The following is a 26670-nucleotide window of genomic DNA, read 5'->3' on the forward strand; positions in this document are numbered from 1 at the left end:
TAATTATTTTTAAATCTCGAAAAAAAATTGATGAAAAAATTCGCCTATTAATACTGTGTTTTGGTACATATTGATATAAAATAACGCCCAACCTTCGGACACATTGGATGTTTATTCAAAACAATTACGATTATTTTGTTGCTGTAATTTAACTACAAACAAAATGAAAATACATCCAAAAAAACTATTCCCTGAAGTTGACAATCACGAGCTACTTCATCATCAACCCATCACCAAAAAAGATTTACTCAATTTTAGCAATTTGATCCTTGCTGAAATTCAAGAAATGGTTGGCAAACAAGAGAAGCAAGCAAATTGGCTCAAATCTTCAGAAGTTCGAAAACTACTCAAAATTTCTCCAGGCACTTTACAAAACCTTAGAATAAACGGAACCATTGCCTACACTAAAATAGGAAGTATCATTTACTATGCAAGTTCCGATATAAACAAACTATTAGAATCCAACAAAGTCGATGCAACTGTTACTTTATTCAATCCTAAATGGCTAGTGAGATGAATTACATAAAGCATCTCACAGGATTTTTTGAAAAAGTGGCAATAGATAAAACACTTAATCCAACACACATAAGTTTGTATATAGCACTATTTCAATTCTGGAATTGCAATCGGTTCAAAAATCCAATTAGCATATCTCGGGATGAGGTAATGCGAATAAGCAAAATCAGTTCCAAAGCAACTTATCATAAGTGTTTAAAAAACTTGCATTTTCTAGGGTATATCAACTATGAGCCATCCTATAATCCATTCAAAGGAAGTCACGTGTACCTTTTCAATTTTTCGGATGACTTAAAACCAATTCCCAAAAATGAAAAAACAACAATATCAAAAAACGAACCTGTTTTTGAACTAGTCAATGAACAAGCACAAGACAAGCTTTATACTAGTAGTGATACAAGTAATCAGACAGGTATTGAACAAGCGCTAGTATCTTATATAAACAATACAAACATACCAAACATTTCAAACGATTTAAAGAGTATAAACTTGGACGAGCAAGCAAAAAAAATTGAAAATGATGATGGTTTTTTAAAAAACGAGACTGCCGAAAAAAAAGAAAAAAGTTCCGCCAAAAAAGAAAAGACGGAGACTTTAGCCGATGATAATCGGCAAATTTCTCCGTCTTTCGCCGACACCGAAAAAAAACAAACTGAAAAAAGTCTGCAAAAAGAGTTAACACCAACAATCGAAAATGTCAAAGCTTATTTTCTCAATCAGAACTTTCCGGAAATTGAAGCCATTAAGTTTTTTAATTACTTTTCCAGCAACGGTTGGCTAGTCGGTGGTAAAACCCCGATGGTCGATTGGCAGGCATCAGCACAAAATTGGATATTAAACGCACCTAAATTCATTTCAAATGAACCACCACAATCCAACAGAGCAAAACATCTCAACACAGGAACAGACAAAGACTATTCCGAGCCATTATAATTATCAGGAAATCATCCTTTGGCTCGAAAAAAAAGGTCTCGAATTATACGGTAGTCATTTCAAAATACTCGAAAGCGATTATCCCATAATTTACAAACTCATTGCTTATTTCGTCAAAGACGAACCAGCCTGTTTTCAATATGGTATAAATAGCAACAAAGGAATTTTACTTTCTGGACCAATCGGCTGTGGCAAAACATCGCTAATGAACCTAGTGAAACACCTCACTCCTGCCGAACATAAATTTTTCGTAAAACCCTGCCGAGACATTAGTTTTAAATTTATCCAGGATGGCTACCAAATCATTCACAAATACAGTAAAGGAAAACTATATGAATCTGAACCCAAAACAATCTGTTTTGATGATCTAGGTACAGAAAACAACCTGAAATATTACGGAAACGAATGCAACGTGATGGCAGAAATTTTATTAAACCGGTATGACATTTTCACTACAAAAAAAATCCAAACACACATTACAACAAACTTATCAGCAAGTGAAATAGAAAAACACTACGGCAATCGAGTTCGGAGCCGATTAAGAGAATTATGCAATTTAATAGCCTATGATAGAAATACAACAGACAAAAGAAAATAGAAATTAAGTTTGGGCAATACAATTGCTTAATTACCAAAACTAAAATAGTATTTTTTGTCGCAAATAGCTACCATATTTGCGACAAAAACTTAAAAAAAACACCATGCAAATCATTGATAATAAAGCGATTTTAAAAATTAAAAAAGCCAATAGGGGCTCGCTATTTTTCACTGAATATTCATTGTCTTTTGGTTCGAACAAAGCCGTCACAAAAGCATTGAAAAGATTAGTTTTTAAAGAAATGATCTCCCGAATGGATTAGAATTATCACGCGTCAGGCATTAAAAAAAGATACAGATGAATAATGGTTGGCATTACTTGATAATCGTAGAATTGTTGCCTACACACAAATTGCAGAAAATACAGAAATGAGGACAATGAAATCTAAATTCACAAGTCACAATACACACTAATAGTAACTCAATAAAATCACTTATCCGTTTTGAATAGGTTATTTTATCAAAAATAAGTAGATTTACGAGTTTATGTGGAAAGCTCGATGCCTTTGCAATAGCTGAATCTACAATTTAAACAAAAACAAGAATGACCTTCAACGAAGATTCCCGAGTAAAAATTCCAGCCCTATTGCATTTAATGCGTTTGGGATATAAATACATTTCTTTAAATCAGCAAAATAGAATTGAAGACAACAACATATTCCCTTCTGTTTTTATTCCGAAAATAGCCGCTTTAAACGGAATTACAGAAATAGAAGCCCAACGTATTTTAGACGAAATCAATCTGGAACTGGATTATGAAGACTTGGGTAAAAAATTTTACGAGCGTTTAACTGCTACTTCTGGAGTAAAGCTGATTGACTTTGCTAATTTTTCCAATAACGAATTTCATGTAACCACCGAGCTGACTTGCAAAGTTGGTGACGAAGAATTCCGTCCCGATATTACGATTTTAATTAATGGAATGCCGTTGGCGTTTATCGAAGTAAAGAAACCCCACAACAAAGAAGGAGTCATTGCTGAGCGAAACCGTATTAACAAGCGTTTTGCGAACAAACATTTCCGACGTTTTGCAAATATCACACAGTTATTGGTTTTCTCTAATAACATGGAATACGAAGACGGAATTGTTGAACCAATCTTCGGGGCTTTTTACGCCACGCCTGCTTATGAGCAGGTACACTTCAACTATTTCAGAGAAGATGCCGATTATCCTGTAAAGCAAAGGCTTTTGACCATTGATGAGCAATCAGAGAACGCACTGTTAAAAGACAACAACCTGATTGTGATAAAAAACAGTCCGGAATACATTACTAATAAGCAAGAAAACACACCAACCAACCGTATTCTGACCTCTTTGTTCAGCAAAGAACGATTACAGTTTTTATTGCAGTTTGCCATTGTGTATGTAGAAGAAGAAAACGATGGAAAAGTAACGCATCAAAAGCACATCATGCGTTACCCGCAGTTGTTTGCGACCCAAGCCATTGAAGCTAAACTAGAATCAGGCCAAAACAAAGGCATCATCTGGCATACCCAAGGTTCGGGTAAAACCGCTTTGGCTTATTACAACGTAAAGCATTTAACGGCTTACTACGCCAAAAAACAAATCATTCCGAAATTCTATTTCATTGTCGATCGTCTGGATTTGTTGATTCAGGCTTCAAGCGAATTTGCGAATCGCGGACTAAAAGTAAAGCAGGTTAATTCTAAAGAGGATTTCATCAAAGATTTACGAGTAGTAGGCGCCTTACACAATGATTCAGGGGTTCCTGAAATCACGGTGGTTAACATTCAAAAATTTTCGGAAGATGCGGTTTCTGCCAAAGATTTGGTGTACGATATCAATGTGCAAAGAGTTTACTTTTTAGACGAAGCGCACCGTAGTTACAACCCCAAAGGAAGCTATTTAGGACATTTGTTCAATTCTGATCGTTCGGCGGTAATGATTGCTTTGACCGGAACGCCTTTGTTGAAGGAAGTAGCTAAAGAGTATGATTCAAAATTGTTGTTCGGTAACTACATTCATAAGTACTACTATAACATGTCCATTGCCGATGGCTATACCTTGCGATTGATTCGTGAGCAGATTGAAGGAAACTTCAAAATGGAAATGAAGGATGTGATGGATCAAATCAAAGTATTGCAAGGCGATATTACAACACGACAAATTTATGCACACTCAAGGTTTGCAGCTCCATTATTAGATTATATCACAAAAGATTTGATAAAATTCCGTAGAGACCAGCAAGATAGTTCTTTAGGAGGAATGGTAGTTTGTGATTCTGCTGATCAGGCCAAAGAATTATTCCGTTTATTTCAGGAAAAATATGGCATGCAGGAAACAGATGCCAGCATTTTAATGGCTGCAGAACCAAAACCAAAATACGGTTTACATGAAGCTCCTTCTTTAACCGCCGCTTTAATTTTGCACGACGAAAATGACAAAGCCACCCGTAAAGAGTTAATTAAAGCATACAAGAAAGCAAAAGTAGATATTCTATTTGTTTACAATATGTTACTTACTGGTTTTGATGCGAAAAGATTAAAGAAATTATACTTGGCTCGTGTCATTCAGGATCATAATTTATTGCAAACTTTAACCCGTGTAAACCGTCCATATAAAAAATACCAATACGGTTATGTAGTAGATTTTGCTGATATATCTAAAGCATTCGACCGAACAAACAAACTCTATTTTGATGAGTTGCAGGAACAGTTGGGGGATGAAATGCAAATGTATTCCCACCTGTTTAAATCGGAAGAAGAAATTCAACAGGAAATTCAGGAGATCAAAGAAACCTTGTTTCATTATGATACCCAGAATCGAGAGCTATTCTCCCAACAGATTGCACAACTAACCGATAAAAAGGAGTTGATGCGGTTGATAAAAGCCTTGCGTACCGCCAAAGAGCTCAAAAACATCATTGCCCTCAATGGTTATGACGCCTTGGATGGTGTCGCTGATTTTGATATTTGGAATCGTTTGCTTTCGGAAGCACAAAACCGTTTGGATAATCTCAATTTTGTGGAAAGTATTGGTAATGAAGAAGCTTCTGCCAATTTACTCAATACAGCCTTAGAAGATATTGTTTTTCAATTCATAAAAGTAGATGAAAGCGAATTGGTCCTAGCCGATGAATTCAAAAACATTTTGCGCAAAACAAGAGAATCACTCCAACATAATTTCGACCAATCTGACCCACAATTCGTAAGTTTGCGCGAAGAATTGGAACGCATTTTCAAAAAGAAAAATTTAAGTGAAGTTTCACAGGCGGATATGATCGAGAACATGCATTTACTGCAAAAGATATACGACCAAGCCAAAGAACTCAACCGAAAAAATGCTTTACTGAAAGCCAAATACGAAAACGACGAAAAATACACCCGCATTCACAAAAGATTGAGCGAAAAAGGTATACTCAATGCCAAAGAGATGCAACTGCACAAAGCCTTAATGCAGGTAAAACAGCAAGTTGACAACAAACTGGAAGGACAGGAAGATGTATTAAAAAACGAAGCCTACTTTAAACGTTATTTACTACAATTGGTAGTACAGGAATTTAAGAAAAATGAAAAGATTGAAATGGATCAAGAAATGAAAAACAGTGTTTCCAATTTAATTGCAAATGAATATTTACAACAATATCAATACAGATAATACACATGACCCAAGACATTAACTTCATGACTAAAACCAAGGCACTTATCGACAACCTGAAAAGTGTGTGTGCCAATTATGGTTTAGGAAATGACGGAAACGAATTCAAAATTATAACACAGGTATTTTTATATAAGTTCCTTAACGATAAATTCCGATATGCGGTAAAACAGGAAATGCCAGCTTTAAATGAAACTGAAAATTTCTCTACAGCCTTAAAAAATTTAAACGAAAGCGATTATTCTGATTTAGTAGATTCATTAGATCCTAATATTCCACGTTTGCAACCGGAACACCTGATTTCACATTTGTTCATAAAACAAAACGATGCCGATTTCGGAAAATTGTTTGATGATACCCTGCGCCAGATTTCCTTAGAAAATGCTGAAGTGTTCTCGGTAAAATCGTTCTCGGGAGCCAAAGACACCTTGTTTGATGAACTCACACAGTTTATCTCCGATAGTTCGCAACGGGACGCTTTTGCCAAAGCCTTAATCAATAAGTTATTTGAATTTAGCTTTGAAGAAATGTTCGAGCAGAAATACGATTTCTTTGCGACCATTTTCGAATACCTGATTAAAGATTACAATACTGATTCTGGTGGAAAATATGCCGAATATTATACCCCACACGCCGTTGCCCGTATCATGGCTCAGATTATGGTGCCTGAACCGGTAAAAGGCGTAAAAGTGTACGATCCGAGTGCGGGATCAGGAACATTATTGATGAGTATCGCCCACGAAATTGGGGAAGAAAACTGTACCATTTATTCCGAAGACATTTCGCAAAAATCGAGTAATATGCTGCGTTTGAATTTAGTATTAAACAACCTCACGCATTCCATCCCGAATATCATTAAAACCAATACCATTGCACAACCGACCTATTTAGATAAAGACTTCGACTATATTGTTTCAAATCCACCGTTTAAGTTGGATTTCTCCGATTTTCATGCCGATTTAGAAAAGGATGCTTTCAAACAACGCTTCTTTGCCGGAATCCCGAATATTCCGAAAAGCAAGAAAGAATCGATGGCGATTTATTTGTTGTTCATTCAGCACATTATGCATTCGTTGAGCGAAACTGGAAAAGCGGCTATTGTATTGCCTACGGGTTTTATTACAGCTCAAAGTGGTATTGAAAAGAAAATTCGGGAACGATTGATAACCAATGGTTGGCTGCGTGGTGTGGTGAGTATGCCATCCAACATTTTTGCCAGTACGGGTACCAACGTTTCGGTTTTGTTTTTGGATAAAAAAGCCGATAGCGAACACATTATTTTGATGGATGCCTCTAAACTGGGTGAAACCGTAAAAGAAGGCAAAAACCAACGCACGGTATTAACCCCTGCCGAAGAAAACCGCATCATCGAAACCTTTAATGCTAAACAAGCCGTAGAAGACCTTTCGGTAGTAGTGACCAAAGAAGAGATAGCTGCCAAAAATTACAGCTTCTCTGCCGGACAGTATTTTGAGGTAAAAATTGAATATGTAGATATTACTGCTGAGGAATTCTCCAAAAAAATGGATGAATTTGAAAGCCGCCTGCAAAGTCTTTTTGCCGAAGGAAACGCCTTAGACCAGAAAATTCAGGAACAAATTAAAGGGTTGAGCTATGACTAAGGTTACTTTAAAGGTTTTGGGGATAAAGTTTATAGTTCCAATGCGAGATAAACCCAAATTATTTGATGGGAAAATACCGTGGTGTCGAATTGAAGATATTGAAGGCAAGTATATAAATGGAACACAAAGTAACAAATACGTAAGTGAATCAACAATCAATGAAATGAATCTAAAAGTACTGCCGAAAAATAGTATTATTTATTCATGCAGTGCAACGATAGGAGTTGTAGCAATTAATACGGTTGATCTTTGTACAAACCAAACATTTATTGGCTTAATACCTTCAGATAAAATTAACCTTGATTATTTGTATTATCAACTTCTTCTTTATGGGGATTCATTAAAAAAAATAGCATCACAAACAACAATTCCATATATATCCAGAGAGAAATTTGAAAATCTGGAGATTGTTTGGAGGGATTATACTTCTCAAATAAGAATAGCTGATGTTTTATCTGTCTTAGATGATAAAATCGAGTTGAATAATAAAATCAATGCTGAGCTAGAGGCTATGGCCAAAACGCTCTATGATTATTGGTTTGTACAGTTTGATTTTCCTAATACAGAAAGTAAGCCTTACAAATATTCAGGTGGTAAAATGGTTTATAATGAAACTTTGAAGAGAGAAATTCCTGAGGGGTGGGAGGTGAAGAATATAGCGAAAATTGCAAAAATTGTAGATTGTCTTCACTCAAAAAAACCTGACTATTCTGCGAATGATAGAAATAAATACTTGTTGCAATTAGAAAATATTTTAGATAATGGATTGGTTGATATTAGTTATAAATACTTTGTAAGTGATAATGATTATAAAAATTGGACGAGTAGAATTGAAATAAATGAACATGATATTCTCATTACTAACGCTGGAAGAGTGGCTGCAACTGCTCAAGCATCTCAAGAAATTAAGGCGGGTATTGGCAGAAATATAACTGCAATCAGACCACTAAACATAAATCCGACTTATTTCTTTTTGTCTTTTAGAGGGTATGATATTCAAAAGCAAATCAAGTCTAACACCGACCAAGGGGCTTTCTTTAAGAGTTTTAATGTTAAGGGTATAAAAAAATTAAACTTTATTATACCGTCTAAAGAAATTGAAATAGAATTTGAGAAAATAGCATTTAATCTCCGTAGAAAAAGAGAACTTAATTTAAAAGAAAACCAAGAACTTGCTAAATTACGAGATTGGCTGTTGCCTATGTTGATGAATGGTCAGGTTACGGTGGCTGAGGAGCAATTGGGGATGGTTGCTGAGCCAGAATTAGCTTATCATAAAACAAAAGAAGATGCTAAAGAAAATCGGTTTGAATTATGGTTATCCAACCAAAAGCTTGCAGCACGTGGAGATATAGACGAAGTAGTGTTGAGAGAAATTTTCGATGCAATGGATGATGAAGACCAATAAAGAAATTGAACATATTACCAATGATGTTTTGATAAAATATGTCAAACGAGGTGGTGTTTATAAAGTTTTCAACGAAATCATGTTAGGAGAAGGAATCAAGTTTAAAGAAACCCCATCTATTTCTCCTGATTTTGTTGGTGCCCTCACAAAAGGAAATAATAACCAAGTTTATATTATCATTAATAAAAACATTGATAATCTTGGTAGAAAGAATTTTACAATCGCTCACGAAATGGGACATTATTTTTTAAATCATCAGTTACATCAAAATTCAGTTTTTTGTAACAGCAATGATATCGTTGAAGAAGGACACCAACAAAATCCTATAGAACGAGAAGCTAATTATTTTGCAAGCTGTTTACTGATGCCGGAAGAAAAAATAAAACCTGCTTTTTTAATCATTTTAGAAAATCGTAGTAGAAAGAAAATCAAAGATTTTTTGTTGGTCAAAAATGATTACACTTTTGGAGTTTGGCTATTAATCAGAGATGAACTGACCAAACGATACGGAGTTTCAGAAGCTGCTTTGCGATATCGTTTACAGCAATTGAAGTTAGCAAGGTTCGAGTTTACAAAATAAAATGAAGAGTTTATTAAAACAATAAAAAAATATTGAATATCCTAAAGGAATTCTGTATTATATGAAAGTTTAAAAAATGAGATTAGTAGCAGTTTATATTCCAGAAAATTCCTTGCCTCACATTTTTGGAGAAGGACATAGAGGACAAACCTTAAATTTAGGGGGTGAATATTTTTTTACTTTTAATGAAACTTCTGAGGAAATTAGAATTGAAACTAAAGTAAAAAATGATTCTTTTATTCCTAATTTTCATAATAAAGATATTTCACTAATAAGTACTATCGTAGGCCAGAATGGAGCCGGAAAGTCAACCTTGTTAAGGGCTTTAAACCATTCAATTGATCCATCTAGTAAAAAGTTAGTACAAATTTTTGAGAATGAAACTGAAGAAAAAATACAGGTTTTTAATGATACGCTAAAGCCCCTTTCTTTTTCAGAAGATATTGAGATTACTATTATCGATAAAAGGATATTTGAACCATTATATTATTCCCCTAACTTAGATCATGATATAGCAGATGCATGGTCTCCAATAGCATTGATAAATTATTTTAAGGAAGATTTTGAAACCTATTTTTTAGATTCGGTTTCAAGAAATGTTTCTTTTCTCCACGACAAGGTAGTAGACTCTATTAAAGAAGTTTATCATGATTTCCCAGACTATGATTTAATATATGTAAAAGTAAAAAAACATCGTAAATCTTTTTTCAGAGCTACTTATATTGAATCGAACTTTGGAACTCCTCATCGAGGTGATGCGTTAAAAAATGAAATTGAAGGGGAATTATCCAGATTAGAAGACTCAAACTATGGTAATAAAAGTTATAGTCGCGAGGAATTGATAAAGATGTTGGAAAACAATGTGAAATTTTTAAACAGTGAAAGTTTTACTGAAATGTTTACCAAACTATGGAATATTGATGAATATAAATTTTTAGACGATTCAGGTTATGATAATATACACAACGCGACAAGTTTCTTAAAAAATATTGAAGTAACAATTTTAAGTTATTTACTGGTAGGTGCTGTTTTTCCTCAACATGGTCTCGGGGGAGGCTTGAGTTTTGATAAAATTATTAACGCAGGATCTTTTAAAGAAAGGCTAAATGCTTTTTTAGAATTGTATTTAGTAAATGAGGAGAAAATTATTACCGAAAGAATCAAAAATAATGTAGAGATAGACGTGTCTAATATTGATCCAATTGTTAAGATTATTGAGGAAGATAAGTTTTCAAAGATATCTGGAGTTGATTTAAATCCAATAAAGGAGCGCATGATTTCTGATACTCATGGATTAGGTGAAATTTATATATTTTATAGTAAACTAGAGGAATTTTGCAAAAATGAAAATATTGTTTTTGATGGTGAAAGTCTAATTTATAACATAAAGGACAATGAAACTAAGATGCTTTTTGATGAATTAATGTATGCTTATAAATATGTTTTAAAATCTTTTCCAAAATCACCAGTTACAAAATCTTTATTAGAATTTAGTCCTTATAAAAAGCTTTCTACGGGTGAAAAAGCCATTTTAGATTTCTATTCTTCGCTTTATAATTATATTGATGTCAATAAAGAAAGTAAACATTTAAATTATGAATATTTCTTATTGTTATTAGACGAGCCTGATTTAGGATTTCATCCACTTTGGAAAAAAAAGTTTATTGAAGCGATTTCAGCTACTTTGCCGATACTTTTTTCTAAAATGACACCACATGTGTATAATGGTACTGATTACGTAAAAGTTAGAAAAAATCCAATCATCCAAATAATTTTTACAACCCACGATCCACTAACACTTTCAGATGTACCCAATAATTCAGTAGTTTACTTAAAAAAAGAAGGTGGTTTTTCTAAAGTTTTGAAAAAGGATGATTGGGACAGACCTCAAAAAACTTTTGGGGCTAATATTCACGAATTGCTAGCAGATTCTTTTTTTGTTGAAGATGGATTGATTGGAGAGTTTGCAAAGGGCAAAATTCAGGATTTGGTTATGTATCTTACTTTCAAAGAAGAATTACCTGAAGATGAAAAAAAATGTAAGCCTAATGAAGTCTGGAATGAAAGCACTGCTTCTAAATTAATTCAATTAGTTGGAGAACCTGTTATTAAGGAAAGACTTCAATCATTATTTGATCGTAAATTTTCTATCATTGAAAAAGAAGCTTTAGAAAAGAGAATTGAAGAATTGCAACTACAACTTAAAAAATTTGAATGAGAAGAATTTTAATAGATGCAAGTTTAGAACAAAAAGCTGAAGAATTTGCAAATGGGTTATTTACATCTAAGAAAGGCAATTTTAAAAATCCAATTTCTAATTTAGAAACACTTAGAGATAGTTTAGGGATAATAAAATACAAAGTTGAAAGAGCTTATATTCAGAAAATTATAGATGATTATCCGAAAATTTTGAAAGCTTCTCCTTCTAAAATGAAAGAGTTAATAACTGAATTCGATAAGCTAAATAACGGAGGAATTTTAGAGAAGAAAATAAAGCCAAAAGATAAGTTGAAATTCCATGAAAGGATTGTTAAAGCAATGCGCTATGATGAATTACGAAATTCAGAATTCAAGCATTTTGTAGAGGCTACGGGTATTAAATCATGTGTGTATTGTAACTCACAATTAGCTGTTGTAACAAGTTTTTCTTATTACGATAAAAAACACAAAAAGAGAAAGCCTAAAACAATGGCTAAATTTGAATTGGATCATTATCATTCCAAATCTAAATATCCTTTTTTGTGTACATCATTTTATAATCTTTATCCAGTATGTGGTAATTGTAACAGGGCAAAATCTGATAAACCTATAAATTTTGAACTTTATACCACTGAAGTTAATGATGTAGATGTTTTTAAATTTTGGTTAGATGATCAGTCGATACTCGAATATTGGTTAGACACAGTACCTAACCATTCCAAATTAAAAGTTCATTTTGAGAGTGTTGATGGAAATTTTACTTATTTGAATGAGTATAACAAAATGTTTGCAATACAAGGAATATATGAAACCCAAAAAGATGTTGCAGAGGAACTTCTCCATAAAGCAAAAGTATATTCTAGAGCATACAAAAAAAGTTTAGTAGACAATTTTAAAGAATTATTTCCAGATGATGCAATATTAAATCGTCTTATTATTGGAAATTATGCTAGTGAAGCAGAAACACATAAACGCCCAATGGCGAAATATTCTCAAGATTTAGCGAAGCAATTGGGGTTAATATAAAAAGGTAGAAAAATGAGTATTGATACTATAATCAAAGAAATTAACATTTGGGATTCATGGGCAAATGCCTACAATAAATTTATACCACAATTTATCGAAGAAGCAAAAAATAAAAACAATTGGCAGGATTGGGATAAAGAACTGTTTTTTGAGTTTTTTGAAAGGTCTAATGATCAATGTGTATCTTCATTAAAACAAGGATATTACACCAAAGTTGAAAAGGAAGCAATCAAACTGAACTGGTCAGATTTAGCGCCATTATTAAAAAAAATTGCTGTTCAACAAGACCAATTAGATTTGGATACCTACGGTCAAATAAAAAAATGGATTAGTAATTACACCAAACAAAACAGAAAAGCTGCAACAAATAGATTAATTGCAAGTCTACAGCCTAATTTATTATGCACAGTGGTTAATGAAGGTGCATTGTGGAATTTAATGCGGAAAATAAATGATGTTGAACCTAAGGCAAGCTTACAAATATCTTGGAACTGGTTTAAAGATAGTAATACTGTTTTAGAATATTTTAAAAACCAATTGGGACAAAAAGATGCTTATAAAATAGTTACCTACCCTTGGCAAACTTATGAACTTTTGATAAAAAAAGAATCTTCAATAAATTCAAATGAAATGAGTGAAATAGATCAAACTGAAAATATAAAAGCACTTTTAGAATACAAAAAACAAATCATCTTACAAGGTCCTCCAGGTACTGGTAAAACCAAATTAGCTAAAGAAATAGCTGAATCCTTTGTTTTCCCTAATAAAGATATTGATATTTTGTATTTTAAAAATATAGTCTTAACATTAAAAAACTTCAAATCAAGAATTAATTATAACTCAATTGTTATTGAATCAGTTAAAGATGAAATGATTTATTTTGAAGGTACTAGATCAGTACCCAAATATAGTTTTCCTGTTAAGGAGTTGTATGATTGTTATATTAAAAAAGACTATTTAGGATCTAATTTCGTAGAATATCCACAATACGCCAAACGATCATTAGTTTGGAATATTGTTGATACATTTCATACTTCAATTATGGATGATCAATGTAAATTAATTCAGTTTCACCCAAGTTATACCTACGAAGATTTTGTTCGTGGTATTGTAGCAGATTCCAAAGGAGATAGAATTGAGTACAAAAATGTGAATAAAACATTGGGGTTATTTGCAGAAGATGCACTAAGAAATTACAAAGTGAGTAATAATGTTTCTTCAGCAACTAATATAGATACATGGATTGATTCTAAATTTGAAGAATTTAAAAATGATATCGAAGCCAAATTACCTGAAGAAGAAACTTTATTATCAGGTGATATTACAATTTTTGAAGTGACTGACACTTATTTTAAATATGCCAAAACTTGGCAAACGCCAGGGTATTTAAAATTTACAGAATTCAAGAAATTGGTTAAAGCAATAATATTGGGGGATTTAGAATTATCCAATAGACAACTAGATAGAGAAAAATTTATACACGCCCATTATCGCTATACTTATTATAATGCCTTATTAAGCAGATTCTTCGATAATTATAAGTATCAAGGTGAATCCTATTCAGAACCTCCTAAAAACTATGTTCTTATCATTGACGAAATCAATCGTGCCAATTTATCTTCTGTTTTAGGCGAATTAATTTACGCCCTCGAATATCGCGGTGAAGCAGTAGAATCAATGTATTCTGTTAATGACTGTAAATCTTATGATTTTCGGGGTTTTTTGTTTAAAATTTTGTACTAATATTTTGTGTTTAATTATGTAAATTTGTTTGATTCATTATTTTTTAGTAAAAAAATATATTTATGTCCGTAAATACAAAAGAATTTACAGAAAAATGGGAAATATTCAAACATCTTTTCATTACGAAAGAAGTACCCACTAAAACAATTTTATTAGAAGAAGGAAAAATATCCAAAACGATGTTCTTTATCGAAAAAGGATGTTTGAGAACTTGGGTGAATAATAATGGAAAAGATATCACCACGCAATTCTTTTTTGAAGGGGATAGTGTTTCGTCTATTGAAAGTTTTATGACCAATAAACCAAGTTTGTATAGTATTGAAACTTTAGAACCTTGCGTTTTACAGACTGTTACACAAAAAGATTTTCAAGAAGCTATCATGAATTTGTCTGGGATAAAAGATATTATGACTGAACATTTATTTCAACGCCTTTTACAAAGTCAGCAATTGTTTTTTTCGTATTTAAAAAACACCCCACAGCAACGCTATGATGCATTATTGAAACAGCATCCAGAAATCATACAACGCATTCCACAACACTACATAGCTTCTTATTTAGGAATCACTTCTGTTTCACTAAGTAGAATTCGCAACCGACGCTAAAAGCTTTTTTTAACAATTGTTATCGCCAGTCTAGCTTATGATTTGTCAATTTGTAGGCAAATTAACACTAAAAGCTAGAAAAACAATTATGGTACACATTTTTAAAACATCTGTTAAAAACAAGACTCAAATTAAAATATTAAAGCCACATCTTGATCTAAATTTCAAAGACATAAAATGGAATTTTGACCTTGAAGATTGTGATAAAATTCTACGAATTGAAAGTAAAAAAAATGTATGCCAAAAAATAATCTGTCTTCTTAATTATTATCATTTTGATTGCATTGAGTTAGAATAGTTCAATTTTGAATGATTTTAGTTCTTGCTTTTCGGTTTTCAATTCTTAACAATTGTTATCGTCTCGAGTTCATATAAGCTAACATCTTTGCATTGTAAACATTTAACAATCTAAAAAATGAGAGTAGCTATTGTATTCAATCATCCTTATGAGAAAAGTTATTGTAATGCTATTTTAGGGGTAGTTACAGCTGGACTTCATGAAGGAAATCACGAAGTAGATCTAATTCATCTAGACAATGATAATTTTAATCCAGTGATGTCTAAAGATGATCTTAAAGCCTTTGTGGATCATGCTCCAATTGATCCTCAAGTTATTGATTATAATAATCGCATAAAAAAGGCAGAACATTTGATTTTTATATTTCCAATTTGGTGGGATTTGATGCCAGCCATGACGAAAGGATTTATTGATAGGGTGCTATCACCAGGTATTGTTTACAAACATCATCCGAGAGGATTTGGACTGATGCCATTGTTACAAAATTTAAAAGGGGTGACACTGATAACTACTATGAATAAGCCAAAGCTAATGTATTCACTACTTGGAGGTAATCTTATACAAAAAGCTATGCTTAGAAGTGTTTTCAAAACGATGGGGTATAAAAACTTAAACTGGATTAGTCATAATTCGGTAAAATCAGTTCCTCAAAAAACGAGAGTCAAATGGTTGGATGATTTAAGAAAACGATTTGCTGATTTTAAGTAGATTTTTAATTATAAAATTTAAAAAAATGAAACCTGATCGAAAATATATAACTCCATTTATCTCATTATTATTTGCTGTGCTAGCTATTACAGGTATTTTAATGCTATTTCATCTTTTTGATGGATATACCGAAGTTGCTCATGAATTAATTGGGGTTGCCTTTGTAATTGCAGCAGTTTTGCATATTATGCTTAATTGGAATGGGCTAAAAATTCATTTTAAGCGACAAGTATTTGTACCATCAACTATTGTTGTTGTAATTTTAACTTTATTATTTGTTTATTTAGAACGCAGACAAGTTCCTATAGATATTATTATTGTTGACAAAATATTTGAAGCTCCACTGAAAGATTCCTGCAAAGTTTTGAATATTGATTATGCGTTGGCTATCCAAAAGTTGGAAGAAAAAGGATATAAAACAAGTGATATAAAGACACTTGAAGATATTTGTATTTATAATGATGCTGATCCTCAAGAAGTTATTGAGTTATTAATAGATTAATTTTTTTAAAAGTTTTTATTACAAAGTATCTCAAAGACAAGACTAAATATCCTTAGAAGGAACCATTCAAGAGCGAACCATTCTGTACTAAAATATAGAGTGGTTTTTTTATATTCTTTTATTGTTGACAGGTAAAACACTTTAAAAAGTATTTTTTGGTAAAGTTTCTATTTATACTGATATTACAAAATTATATTCTCATAAAGGTATCAAGACGCAATTTTTTAGATTTTCTTTCCGACTCTCTGACTTTGAGAAAAATCCAAAACCAAGCTCTATTACTGTACTGGAAACTTTGTGAGATCAACGAATTCAATACTTAGCTAGGTTTTTAAAAAGTTTTACTGGATAGTAATAATATTCTTTTAAGAATAGTAAAGCATTTTGTTTTTTTGTTGTAAGATTATTAATAAAATTTAAAGTAAGATTAGAGAGGTTTGTGTCTATCATCAAACAATATGAAAATTAAATCTTTACTTAATTTAAAATTGTTATTTTTGATAAATTTTTAACAATAATTTATGGTTCAAAAACTACTTTTTTCTATAAAACTTAATTTCCCATTTTATTTAAGTTTTTTGTTTGTTTTCCTTTTCTTTGAAAACGCAAATGCTCAATGTGCAGGTACCGACAATACGCTGACAGTATGTGATATTACTAATGCTGGTAGTCAAAGTATAGATTTGAACCTATTATTGGGAACTTACACAGCAGGTGGTACTTGGGTTGATGTAGATGGTTCTGAGGGACTAGATACGGCAACTGGTATTTTAAATGCTCAAAAAGTGTTTAAAAGTGGAGTGTATCATTATACTTATACAGTTGATAATGTGGTTGGTTGTTTAGACAATTCTGCAGAGATAACTGTGACAATAGGTGGGTATTCTGGAATACCAGGGCCAAACAATTCTATTTGTAGTTCTGATTCAGCCTATAGTTTGTTTCAAGTTTTTCAAGGAACACCTGTATTGGCACCACAAAGTGGTGGAATCTGGAATGACGATAACAATTCGGGTGGATTAAATTCGGCAACAGGAGTTTTGGATGCTTCGATACCAGTAACGGGACGCAGTTATTCCTACACTTACACCATTGCAGCCATTGGTTCGTGTCCACAAGTATCTTCGCAAGTATCAGTTTCGATATACCGTTCTCCCAAACCAGGTAGCCCTACCAATTTATCATTATGTTCCAATCAAGTTAGTTCGTATCAGAATTTAGATCTTAATAATCAATTAAGTGGAGAAGATGCTGGTGGGGTTTGGACAGAATTTGCAACAACTGAAATCAGTGACTCTGGTGATTCAACCATAAATGTTCAAAATATTTATGATACTTTTGGTCCAGGTAGATATCGTTTTACATACACCGTTTCTCCTCCAAAAGACGACAGAGTTTGTACCGATCAGTCTTCTTTTGTAGATATTTTGATTGGTGAGCAACTTGATTTTACAGGAGCAACTTTTACGATTAGCCCAGATAATGTTTGTGAAAACGAAATTCAAAGAACAACTTACACTGGAATTTTAACTCAAGGTATAAAACCAATTGCTAACGGTAGTTACAGAGTAAATTATACTATTGATGGAGTAGGGTCGTTCACAACTACTCAGAGTTTTTCTAGTGGTGTTTTAATTTTTCCAATTCCATCTTTATCATTTTCAAGTATTAGAGATTATACAATTAGGATTAATAATGTAACATTGACTTCAAGTCTTGTTTCATGTGCCAGTATTGTAGGGGCTTTAGAAGATGTTTTGCATATAAGCCAAAGCCCTAAAATTGACGCTGCAACACTTACCATTGCCCCCGTTTGTCAAGGAGCAAATGCTACTGTGAGTTTTTCAGGCACTTCAAATTTAGTTGATGGTAATTATGATATTGTTTATAATTTGAGTGGTAATAATGTTTTAAATGGAATTCCTGCAACTATGAATGTGGTTAGTGGTGTTTCGTCATTTACGATTCCAGCTCCTTATATTCCAAAAACTGGGACTTCAACGATAACAATTACAAAAATTACAAATGCTACTACTGGCTGTAGTAATACTTCAATATTAAAATCAGACTTTATTATAAATGATACTTTAGATTTGAATAATTTAGGTATTCAAGTCAATGACAGTTGCCAAAATCAATCGGCAGAAGTTACTTTGTCAGGTTTAGGAGCATTGACATCAATAGATGTTAATTATTATCTTTCTGGAAGTAATACTATCAGTCCTAAAACTATTTCACTAATTGCATCTGCTGGGCAAGGAACATTTTTAATACCAGGGAGTGATCTTCAAAATGCAGGTACAACTACTTTGGTAGTAAACAACATTGTGAATACTGTAACAGGCTGTATTTTTACAACTAATAATAAAAATGGGAGCTTTACAGTTATTTCTGGTCCCAATACTCCAATTACCGAAGATAATCAGCTTTTTTGTGAACCAGACAATCCTACAGTTGCTAATCTAACACCACAAGGAAATCAATACCAATGGTTTGATTCGGCAACTAGTACAGAGCCTTTGGTAAGTACTACAGCTTTACGATCTGGAACATATTTTGTAAAAGAAGTAGATGCAACAAATGGCTGTTCATCGGCTTTAAAAATGATTACCGCTAGTATCAATCCAATACCTCAAATAGATAGTGCTAGATTATCAATAGCAACAACTTGTCAATCTTATAATGTGACTGTTTTGTTAGGGGGAAGTTCAAACCTAACAAATGGATTGTATGCTATTCTGTACAATTTGAGTGGTGATAATACAGGTACTGATTTAGAAGCAGAACTTACCGTTACGAATGGAGTTGGTTTTTTTATAATTCCTGCAACTATCGCCCCAAATGCGGGTTCGACTACAGTTTCTATAACCAATATTAAGAACGTTGCTACAGGATGTTCAAATAGTGCGAATTTAAGTAGATCATTTACTACAAACCCTATGCCTGATATTAGTAATTTGTTGATTACTATCAATGATGTTTGTATAGGCGGAGGAACCAATGTTGAGTTATCTGGATTGAATAATCTTTCAAGAATCAATGTCAATTATCAATTATTAGGAGCGAATACATTTGCTCTAAAAACTATTGCATTAAATTTGATAGATGGTAAAGCTACTATAGTAATTCCAGCAACGGATTTAGCAAATATAGGATTAACAACTTTTAATATAACAAATATTACCAATACAAATACAGGCTGTCCAATTGTAATGGATCATAAAACAGATTTCGCAGTCAATTCATTACCAGATGTTTCGAATATAATCGTAAATGTTAATAATGGTTGTTTGAACCAGTCTTTGAATGCTACAATTTCTGGACTAGGAGCATTATCTGAAATAATAATAGATTATACTATCAGTGGAGCTAATGCTATTTCGACACAAACTCCTATATTATCAGTTGTAGGAGGAAATGCAAATTTTGAAATTCCTGGCTCAGTACTAACATCAACAGGTGTAAATACGTTAACTATTACAAATTTAACTAATGCATCAACTGGGTGTTCATCAGTAGTTAATTCAAATTTTCAAGATTTTGAAATTTTCTCAATTCCAAACAACCCAATTGCAAGTAATCAAGAATTTTGTAAAGAGAATCTAGCAACGGTATCAAGCTTAATACCAAATGGTTCAGGTTATAATTGGTACGATTCTGTTAATAGCACAACACCATTGAATGCTGATTCTCTTTTGGTTACAGGTACTTATTATCTTAAAGAAACCAATTTGACTACTGGATGCGAATCTAATGCTACATCTGTCAATATTTTGATAAATGCAACACCAACTCCTGTTCTAAACTCAGATGGACAAAATTTTTGCGGAGCTGATAAGCCAACAATACAGAATTTAACTAGTAATATAAATTACACAGGAACCCTTACTTGGTATGATGCTCCAGTTAATGGAATGGTGTTATCTAATTCTGATTTATTGGTTGAAGGTCAAAGCTATTATGGATTTGATTTTAATTCTACTACACAATGTACTTCGGATCCATTAGAAGTAATGGTAACGTTAAAATCATGTAATGTCGTTCCAGACGGATTATTTATACCAGATGCATTTTCTCCAAATGGTGACGGCGTAAACGACACCTTCGTCATCAAAGACATCGAATTCCTGTTTCCAAATTTTACATTAGAAATATTTAATAGATATGGTAATGTTTTATTTAAGGGTAATATTAACAAACCTGCATGGGATGGTAAAAATTCTAATTCAAGCTTTATAGATGGCGATGCAGCTACGGGTGTTTATTTTTACATTATCAATTATAATAAAGAAAACTTCAAGCCTAGACAAGGACAGCTTTATTTAAACCGATAATTTTTTTACAACTAAAACATATCTAATGAAAAAAATAATACTTTTTGTGTATTTTTTCCTTTCTATACTAAAGGTAACAGCTCAACAAGATCCTCATTTTACTCAGTATATGAATAATATGAGTGTAATAAATCCTGCGTATGCAACGGCTACACCATCAATCTTGAATTTAGGTAGTTTATATCGTTACCAATGGGCAGGAATTGAAGGGGCTCCAAAGACAATTACGCTATTTGCTCATACACCCATTAATGATAAAATAGAAACAGGATTATCATTGGTTTCTGATGATATCGGTGATGGTGCCAAAAAGCAAACCAATGTGTTTGCTGATTTTGCTTATATATTGCAATTAAACGAGACTCAAAAACTTTCTTTTGGTATAAAGGCTGGAATTTCGAATATAAGTACCAATTTTAATGGTTTTCAACTCAATAGTGGTGATGTAACAACCGATTTGGCTTTTGCTGAAAACGTGAATGAAACCATGCCCAACATTGGGGTAGGAGCCTATTATTTTACAGATAATTACTATATCGGATTATCTGTTCCAAACCTGATAACTTCTGAACATTATCAGCCATCTGGTAATCAAATTAATTCTTTCGGAACACATAAAATTCATGGCTATTTGACTGGTGGTTATGTTTTTGATATTAATCCAGATTTTAAATTAAAGCCAGCTGCAATGGCAATATTCGTTGAAGGCGCTCCAGTTTCAGTTGATTTAACAGCTAATGTACTTTATAATGAGAAATTCGAACTTGGTGCTGCCTATCGATTTGGAGATTCGGCAAGTATATTGATGAATGTAAATGTAACCCCTAATTTAAGAGTTGGTTATTCGTACGATTATACCATCTCAAACCTAAGTCAGTTTAATTCAGGCTCTCATGAGATTGTATTATTATACGATTTGGATTTGTTAGGTAAAGGATACAATAAATCACCAAGATTTTTCTAAAAAAGTAAAGATGAAAAAAATATATATACTCTTAATCATATTTACAATTCAATTTGTACATGCCCAACAACAAGAGTTGCTGAGAGCAAATCGTTTATTTGATAAATCTTATTATAGTGAAGCTATTCCGATATATGAAAAAATTATCAGTAAGAACCAAAGTATTGAGGTAGTCAAACAGCTAGGCGATTGCTATTACTATACCAATCAATTTGATAAAGCCTATGCGCAATATTCCATTTTAAAACAGACTAAAAACAAAGAATTGAATGACGATTTTTATTTTAAATATGCTCAAACCTTAAAAGCTAATGGCAAATATAATGAAGCCAATGAAGTCTTAAGGAATTTTTACAAAGCTTCAAATAATAATTTGGCTATCGAGAAATTAGACAGAGAAATAAGGAATTTAGATAATGTTTCGGCAATAGGACAGCGATTCAAAATAGAAAATCTTGCAATAAATACACCAAATTCAGAATTTGGAGGTGTTGTTTTGAATGATAATTTAATTTTCGCAGCTGTTAAGGCCAATCCTACTATTTTTGATAAGACTTACAGATGGAACAATGAAGGGTATCTAAATTTGGTACAAGTTCCTATGAAAAATGTGAATACAAAAGATTCTCTAATTTCTTATTTTTCTAAAGATTTAAAGTCGCCTATGCATGAGTCCAATGCGGTTTTTACCAAAGATGGAAAGACAATGTATTTTACTCGAAATAATTCTATAAATGGAAGACGTGTTAAGAATGCAGACAAAATTTCGAATATTCAAATTTTTAAAGCTGAATTAATCAATGGCAAATGGACCAATGTAGAATCATTACCATTCAATAGTCCCGATTATTCGATAGAACATCCAGCATTGAGTCCAGATGAAAAGACTTTGTATTTTGCTTCGGATATGCCAGAATCTTTAGGATCTTTTGATATTTACAAAGTTGATATTTATGGTACTGTATATGGACCTCCTGTAAATTTAGGTAACGAAATCAATACTATAAAAAGAGAACAATTTCCTTTTGTTTCAAAAGATAATAAATTGTATTTTTCTTCAGATGGTCACGAAGGTTATGGAGCCTTGGATATTTTTGTTTCCAATATTGATGCAGATAATTATTCTGCACCACAAAATGTTGGTCTTCCAGTGAATTCTGCTTATGATGATTTTGCATACTATATTGATTCAGATTCAAAACAAGGTTTTTTTACATCAGATAGACCTGGAGGGAAAGGGAAGGATGATATTTATTCTTTAATTGAGACAAAAGAGTTAAAAATCGAAGATTGTAAACAATATATTGCTGGTGTGATTACAGATCAAGATTCTGGACTAGCATTAGAAAACGCTACTGTAGTGTTGAAAAATGCGAGCAATTTTGAGATTAATAAGGTGATAACGGCTTCTGATGGTGCATTTAATTTTACAATTGAATGTGAGACAAAATATATTGTTTGGGTGGCTAAAGAAAATTATACCGAAAATTCTAAGTCTTTGACGATTTCCAAAGAAAGAAACAAATCTAATGATGGATCTATGAAAATTCGATCATTAGAAGTCATCAAAAAAGAAGAACAACTAAAAGCAGAACAGTTAAAGGCGGCCGAATTATTAGCGCTAGAAGAAAAACGAAAAGCGGATGCAATTGCTCTTGAAAAACAAAAAATTGCCGATGCCAATGCTCTAAAACAAAAGAAGAAAGACGAAGCAATTGCAATAGAAGCCAAAAGATTGGCAGATATAGCTGCTCTGGAACAATTGAGAAAGGACAAAATAGCTGCTGATAAAAAGAACAAAGAAATTGCCGAAGCAAAGAAAAAAGAAAAAACAGCTGCTATAGTTGCTGCTGAAAAAGATGTTATCAAAGATAAGGATCGTTTAATCATTAAGACTGATCCAATATATTTTGATTACAATATGTGGTACATTCGAAAAGAATCTAAAAAAATATTAAATCGTGTTGTTGAATTGATGAAGAAATATCCTGAAATGGTTGTCGAAATTGGCTCACATACAGATAATCGTGGTAATGCCAAATTCAATTCAGATCTTTCACAAAAAAGAGCTGACGCAACTAGAGATTATATTTTAGAACAAGGTATTTCTAAAAAAAGAGTTTTAGCAAAAGGGTATGGCGAATCTGTCCCTATTATTAAATGTATTCCAGAAGATTCATGTGATGAAGAGCAACATGAATTAAATAGACGAAGTGAATTCGTCATTAAAGAATTATAAACACAAAAAAAAGCCTAAAACTAGGCTTTTTTTGTGTTTATAATTTTGTGAACTATTTTGCAATCTAACAGATGCATTTCAAAAAAAATATCCCAAAACAATATAAGCCTTGGGATATTTAGATTTTAGAATTATGTGATTATCTCAAACTCGCTCCAAGTTCGGTTTCAAAATTCTTTTGTAATTTATTCATAATTTTATCAATCTGAATATCTTCTAGTGTTTTAGTTGTATCCTGAATGATAAAGCTTAAAGCGTATGATTTTTTGCCTTCAGGTAAGTTATTACCTTGATACACGTCAAATAAATTTACATCTTTTAATAATGATTTTTCGGTTTGCTTAGCTATCGTGTAAATTGCATCGTATGTTACATTTTCATCAACTAATAATGCTAAGTCTCTACGTACTTCGGGATATTTAGGGATGTCAGTATATTTAATTTTATTAGACATTGCTTTTAAAACATTTGTCCAATAAAAATCGGCATAAAATACCTCTTGTTTGATACCAAAATGTTTAAGAATAGATTTTTTGACAATACCAAACTCTACCAAAACAACACTTCCTGAACTAAAACCAATACCTTCAGAAAAAACATCCGAAGTTACTGCAGTACTTTTAATATTAGGAACACCTAATCTTGAAAGTATCGCTTCAACATATCCTTTGAATAAAAAGAAATCAGAAGGTTTTTGTGGACTTGTCCAACTTTCTTTGTTTCTATTTCCGGTTTGAAATAAAGATAAATGCTTAATTTCTTCATAACCAGCAAGGAATTTATGGTATGATTTACCAAATTCAAATAATTTTAAATCCGAATTTTTACGGTTTATGTTATATGATATGGCTTCTAATCCTGAGAAGAGTAATGATTGACGCAATGTCGATAAGTCGCTACTCAAAGGATTTAACATCGTTACATTATAATCTTCTTTTAAATTTTCAGAAAGCTGTACATAAGAGGCAGTTGTCAATGAGTTTGCCATCATTTCATTGAAACCTTGTGAATTCAATTGTGTGGCTACGATGTTTTGAACTTTATAATCTTCATTTCGTGGAGAATTAGAAACAGTTGCATTTAATTTTCTAGAAAACACAATGTTGTTGTAGCCGTAAACCCTTAAAATTTCCTCGATAACATCAATCTCTCTTTGAACATCTACACGATATGCCGGAATTGTAAGTCCTAATCCAACATCCGAAACACTATTTATCTTTATTTCTAAAGAAGCTAAAATTTGTTTGATTGTATCTTTAGATAATTCTTGACCAATAATTTTATTTACCTTTTCAAAATTCAAGAACACTGGGAAATCCTCAATTTTCTTTTGATAAATATCGATAATATCTGAAGTGATTTCTCCTCCAGCAACTTCTTGAATTAATAACGCCGCTCTTTTTAATGCGTATTCTGTAATTGTTGGATCAATTCCTCTTTCAAATCTAAAAGAAGCATCGGTATTTAATTGATGTCTTTTGGCTGATTTACGAACACTTACAGGATTAAAATAAGCACTTTCAAGGAAAATAGAAGTGGTTGTTTCGGTAACGCCAGAGTTTTTACCGCCAAATACTCCCGCTATACACAAAGGACCTTTTTCATCACAAATCATTAAATCTTCTTCGTGTAAAATTCTTTCTATATCGTCTAATGTTGTGAATTTAGTTCCTGCAGGGAGTGTTTGAACTTGAATTTTACCATGAATTTTTGATGCATCAAAAGCATGTAATGGTTGTCCTAAATCATGTAAAACATAATTGGTAACGTCAACAATATTGTTTTTTGGGTTAATACCAATTGCTTTTAATCTGTTTTTTAGCCACTCTGGTGATTCAGCAACCGAAATTCCAGAAATAGTAACTCCGCAATATCTTGGAGCAAGTTCTATATTTTTTACATCAACATCAATTTTCAAAGTCCTTTTGTCAACTCTAAAGTTACTTACAGGAGGAGTGATTAATTCAACATTTGTTCCTTTTTGAATTAAACCTGCCCTCAAATCACGAGCAGTTCCAAAATGACTCATGGCATCAGCTCGATTTGGTGTCAATCCAATTTCAAAAACTTCATCGTTCTCAATTTTAAAAACAGTAGAAGCAAGGGTTCCAGCAGGAATAGAAGCATCCAAAACCATAATACCTTCATGGCTGTCACCTAAGCCTAATTCGTCTTCTGCACAAATCATCCCATGGCTTTCTTGACCTCTAATTTTTCCTTTTTTTATTGTAAATGAATTTCCATCTTTATCATTTAAAACAGTGCCAATAGTAGCAACAGGAACTTTTTGCCCAGCCTCAACATTACTTGCTCCACAAACAATTTGCAACGGAATGCCGTCTCCAAGGTCAACAGTAGTAATTTTTAATCGATCAGCGTCTGGATGCGGAACACAAGTTAACACATGGCCAACAACAATACCTTCTAATCCGCCTTTTATAGATTGGTATTTTTCAACTACCTCTACTTCAAGTCCTAAATCGGTAAGCAATGCAGCTGTTTCTTCTGAAGTATTATTAATTTTTATGAATTGTTTTAACCAGTTGTAAGATATTTTCATTGTAACTTTATTAGTCTTTTTTTTAAGGCTGTAAATATAAGGATTGCTTATGGGAGTTGAAAACTATTTTTATTTTTTCTGTCTTAAATATGTTTTCGAAATAAATCAACGAATCAAGTCTTTTTAGTTAAATTTTGAAAAGTAGAAGCATTCAGATTGTTTTCTGTATAATAGGTTTTAGGAATATTAATAATTTGAATACAATTGATTTATAGTG

Annotated in this window: 18 protein-coding genes; 17 read left to right on the top strand and 1 reads right to left on the bottom strand. The window is 32.4% G+C overall.

Going from position 1 to position 26670, the window contains the following annotated elements; translation table 11 throughout:
- The first annotated feature begins 163 nt into the window (after positions 1-163).
- From ABEB18_RS16430 to ABEB18_RS16505, 17 genes are all read left to right on the top strand, one after another.
- Positions 164-517: a helix-turn-helix domain-containing protein gene (locus ABEB18_RS16430; RefSeq protein ID WP_348800426.1), complete on the top strand. Its 354-nt coding sequence runs from the start codon at positions 164-166 to the stop codon at positions 515-517.
- A complete protein-coding gene (locus ABEB18_RS16435) occupies positions 514-1449 on the top strand; it encodes a transcriptional regulator (RefSeq protein ID WP_348800427.1) in 936 nt (311 codons plus the stop codon). Before ABEB18_RS16430 ends, ABEB18_RS16435 begins: the two co-directional genes overlap by 4 nt.
- Positions 1376-2047, top strand: coding sequence for an AAA family ATPase (locus ABEB18_RS16440; protein ID WP_348800428.1), 672 nt, complete (start codon positions 1376-1378; stop codon positions 2045-2047). The genes ABEB18_RS16435 and ABEB18_RS16440 overlap by 74 nt, the downstream gene beginning before the upstream one ends.
- Before the next feature lie 103 nt (positions 2048-2150).
- Complete coding sequence (locus ABEB18_RS17480) at positions 2151-2309, top strand: DUF6088 family protein (protein WP_369077092.1); 159 nt, start codon at positions 2151-2153, stop codon at positions 2307-2309.
- Between the two features lie 281 nt (positions 2310-2590).
- Positions 2591-5665, top strand: a complete 3075-nt coding sequence (locus ABEB18_RS16445) for a type I restriction endonuclease subunit R (RefSeq protein WP_348800429.1) — start codon at positions 2591-2593, stop codon at positions 5663-5665.
- Between the two features lie 26 nt (positions 5666-5691).
- Positions 5692-7287, top strand: coding sequence for an HsdM family class I SAM-dependent methyltransferase (locus tag ABEB18_RS16450; protein ID WP_348800430.1), 1596 nt, complete (start codon positions 5692-5694; stop codon positions 7285-7287).
- Complete coding sequence (locus ABEB18_RS16455; RefSeq protein WP_348800431.1) at positions 7280-8695, top strand: restriction endonuclease subunit S; 1416 nt, start codon at positions 7280-7282, stop codon at positions 8693-8695. The genes ABEB18_RS16450 and ABEB18_RS16455 overlap by 8 nt, the downstream gene beginning before the upstream one ends.
- On the top strand, positions 8679-9275 hold the full coding sequence (locus ABEB18_RS16460) for an ImmA/IrrE family metallo-endopeptidase (RefSeq protein ID WP_348800432.1): 597 nt from the start codon (positions 8679-8681) through the stop codon (positions 9273-9275). The genes ABEB18_RS16455 and ABEB18_RS16460 overlap by 17 nt, the downstream gene beginning before the upstream one ends.
- Positions 9276-9351: 76 nt before the next feature.
- A complete protein-coding gene (locus tag ABEB18_RS16465) occupies positions 9352-11493 on the top strand; it encodes an AAA family ATPase (protein ID WP_348800433.1) in 2142 nt (713 codons plus the stop codon).
- On the top strand, positions 11490-12500 hold the full coding sequence (locus ABEB18_RS16470; RefSeq protein ID WP_348800434.1) for a hypothetical protein: 1011 nt from the start codon (positions 11490-11492) through the stop codon (positions 12498-12500). The genes ABEB18_RS16465 and ABEB18_RS16470 overlap by 4 nt, the downstream gene beginning before the upstream one ends.
- Before the next feature lie 12 nt (positions 12501-12512).
- The gene (locus ABEB18_RS17505; RefSeq protein WP_438861456.1) at positions 12513-14243 is read left to right on the top strand and encodes a hypothetical protein; all 1731 of its coding nucleotides are present in this window, start codon (positions 12513-12515) and stop codon (positions 14241-14243) included.
- A 62-nt stretch (positions 14244-14305) separates the two neighbouring features.
- A complete protein-coding gene (locus ABEB18_RS16480) occupies positions 14306-14848 on the top strand; it encodes a Crp/Fnr family transcriptional regulator (RefSeq protein WP_348800435.1) in 543 nt (180 codons plus the stop codon).
- Between the two features lie 415 nt (positions 14849-15263).
- Positions 15264-15854: an NAD(P)H-dependent oxidoreductase gene (locus tag ABEB18_RS16485; protein ID WP_348800436.1), complete on the top strand. Its 591-nt coding sequence runs from the start codon at positions 15264-15266 to the stop codon at positions 15852-15854.
- 25 nt (positions 15855-15879) lie between these two features.
- Positions 15880-16356: a DUF4405 domain-containing protein gene (locus ABEB18_RS16490; protein ID WP_348800437.1), complete on the top strand. Its 477-nt coding sequence runs from the start codon at positions 15880-15882 to the stop codon at positions 16354-16356.
- 521 nt (positions 16357-16877) lie between these two features.
- Positions 16878-20690 (top strand): T9SS type B sorting domain-containing protein, encoded by a 3813-nt coding sequence (locus ABEB18_RS16495; RefSeq protein ID WP_348800438.1) that lies wholly within the window; start codon positions 16878-16880, stop codon positions 20688-20690.
- A gap of 25 nt (positions 20691-20715) precedes the next feature.
- Positions 20716-21654: a PorP/SprF family type IX secretion system membrane protein gene (locus ABEB18_RS16500; RefSeq protein ID WP_348800439.1), complete on the top strand. Its 939-nt coding sequence runs from the start codon at positions 20716-20718 to the stop codon at positions 21652-21654.
- Positions 21655-21664: 10 nt separating this feature from the next.
- Positions 21665-23893, top strand: coding sequence for an OmpA family protein (locus ABEB18_RS16505; RefSeq protein WP_348800440.1), 2229 nt, complete (start codon positions 21665-21667; stop codon positions 23891-23893).
- Positions 23894-24032: 139 nt separating this feature from the next.
- On the opposite strand, the gene pheT is transcribed toward ABEB18_RS16505, so the two are convergent.
- Positions 24033-26453, bottom strand: coding sequence for a phenylalanine--tRNA ligase subunit beta (gene pheT, locus ABEB18_RS16510; RefSeq protein ID WP_348800441.1), 2421 nt, complete (start codon positions 26451-26453; stop codon positions 24033-24035).
- Positions 26454-26670 lie beyond the last annotated feature (217 nt).

It is taken from the genome of Flavobacterium adhaerens (genome assembly GCF_040045115.1).
Classification (GTDB): domain Bacteria; phylum Bacteroidota; class Bacteroidia; order Flavobacteriales; family Flavobacteriaceae; genus Flavobacterium; species Flavobacterium adhaerens.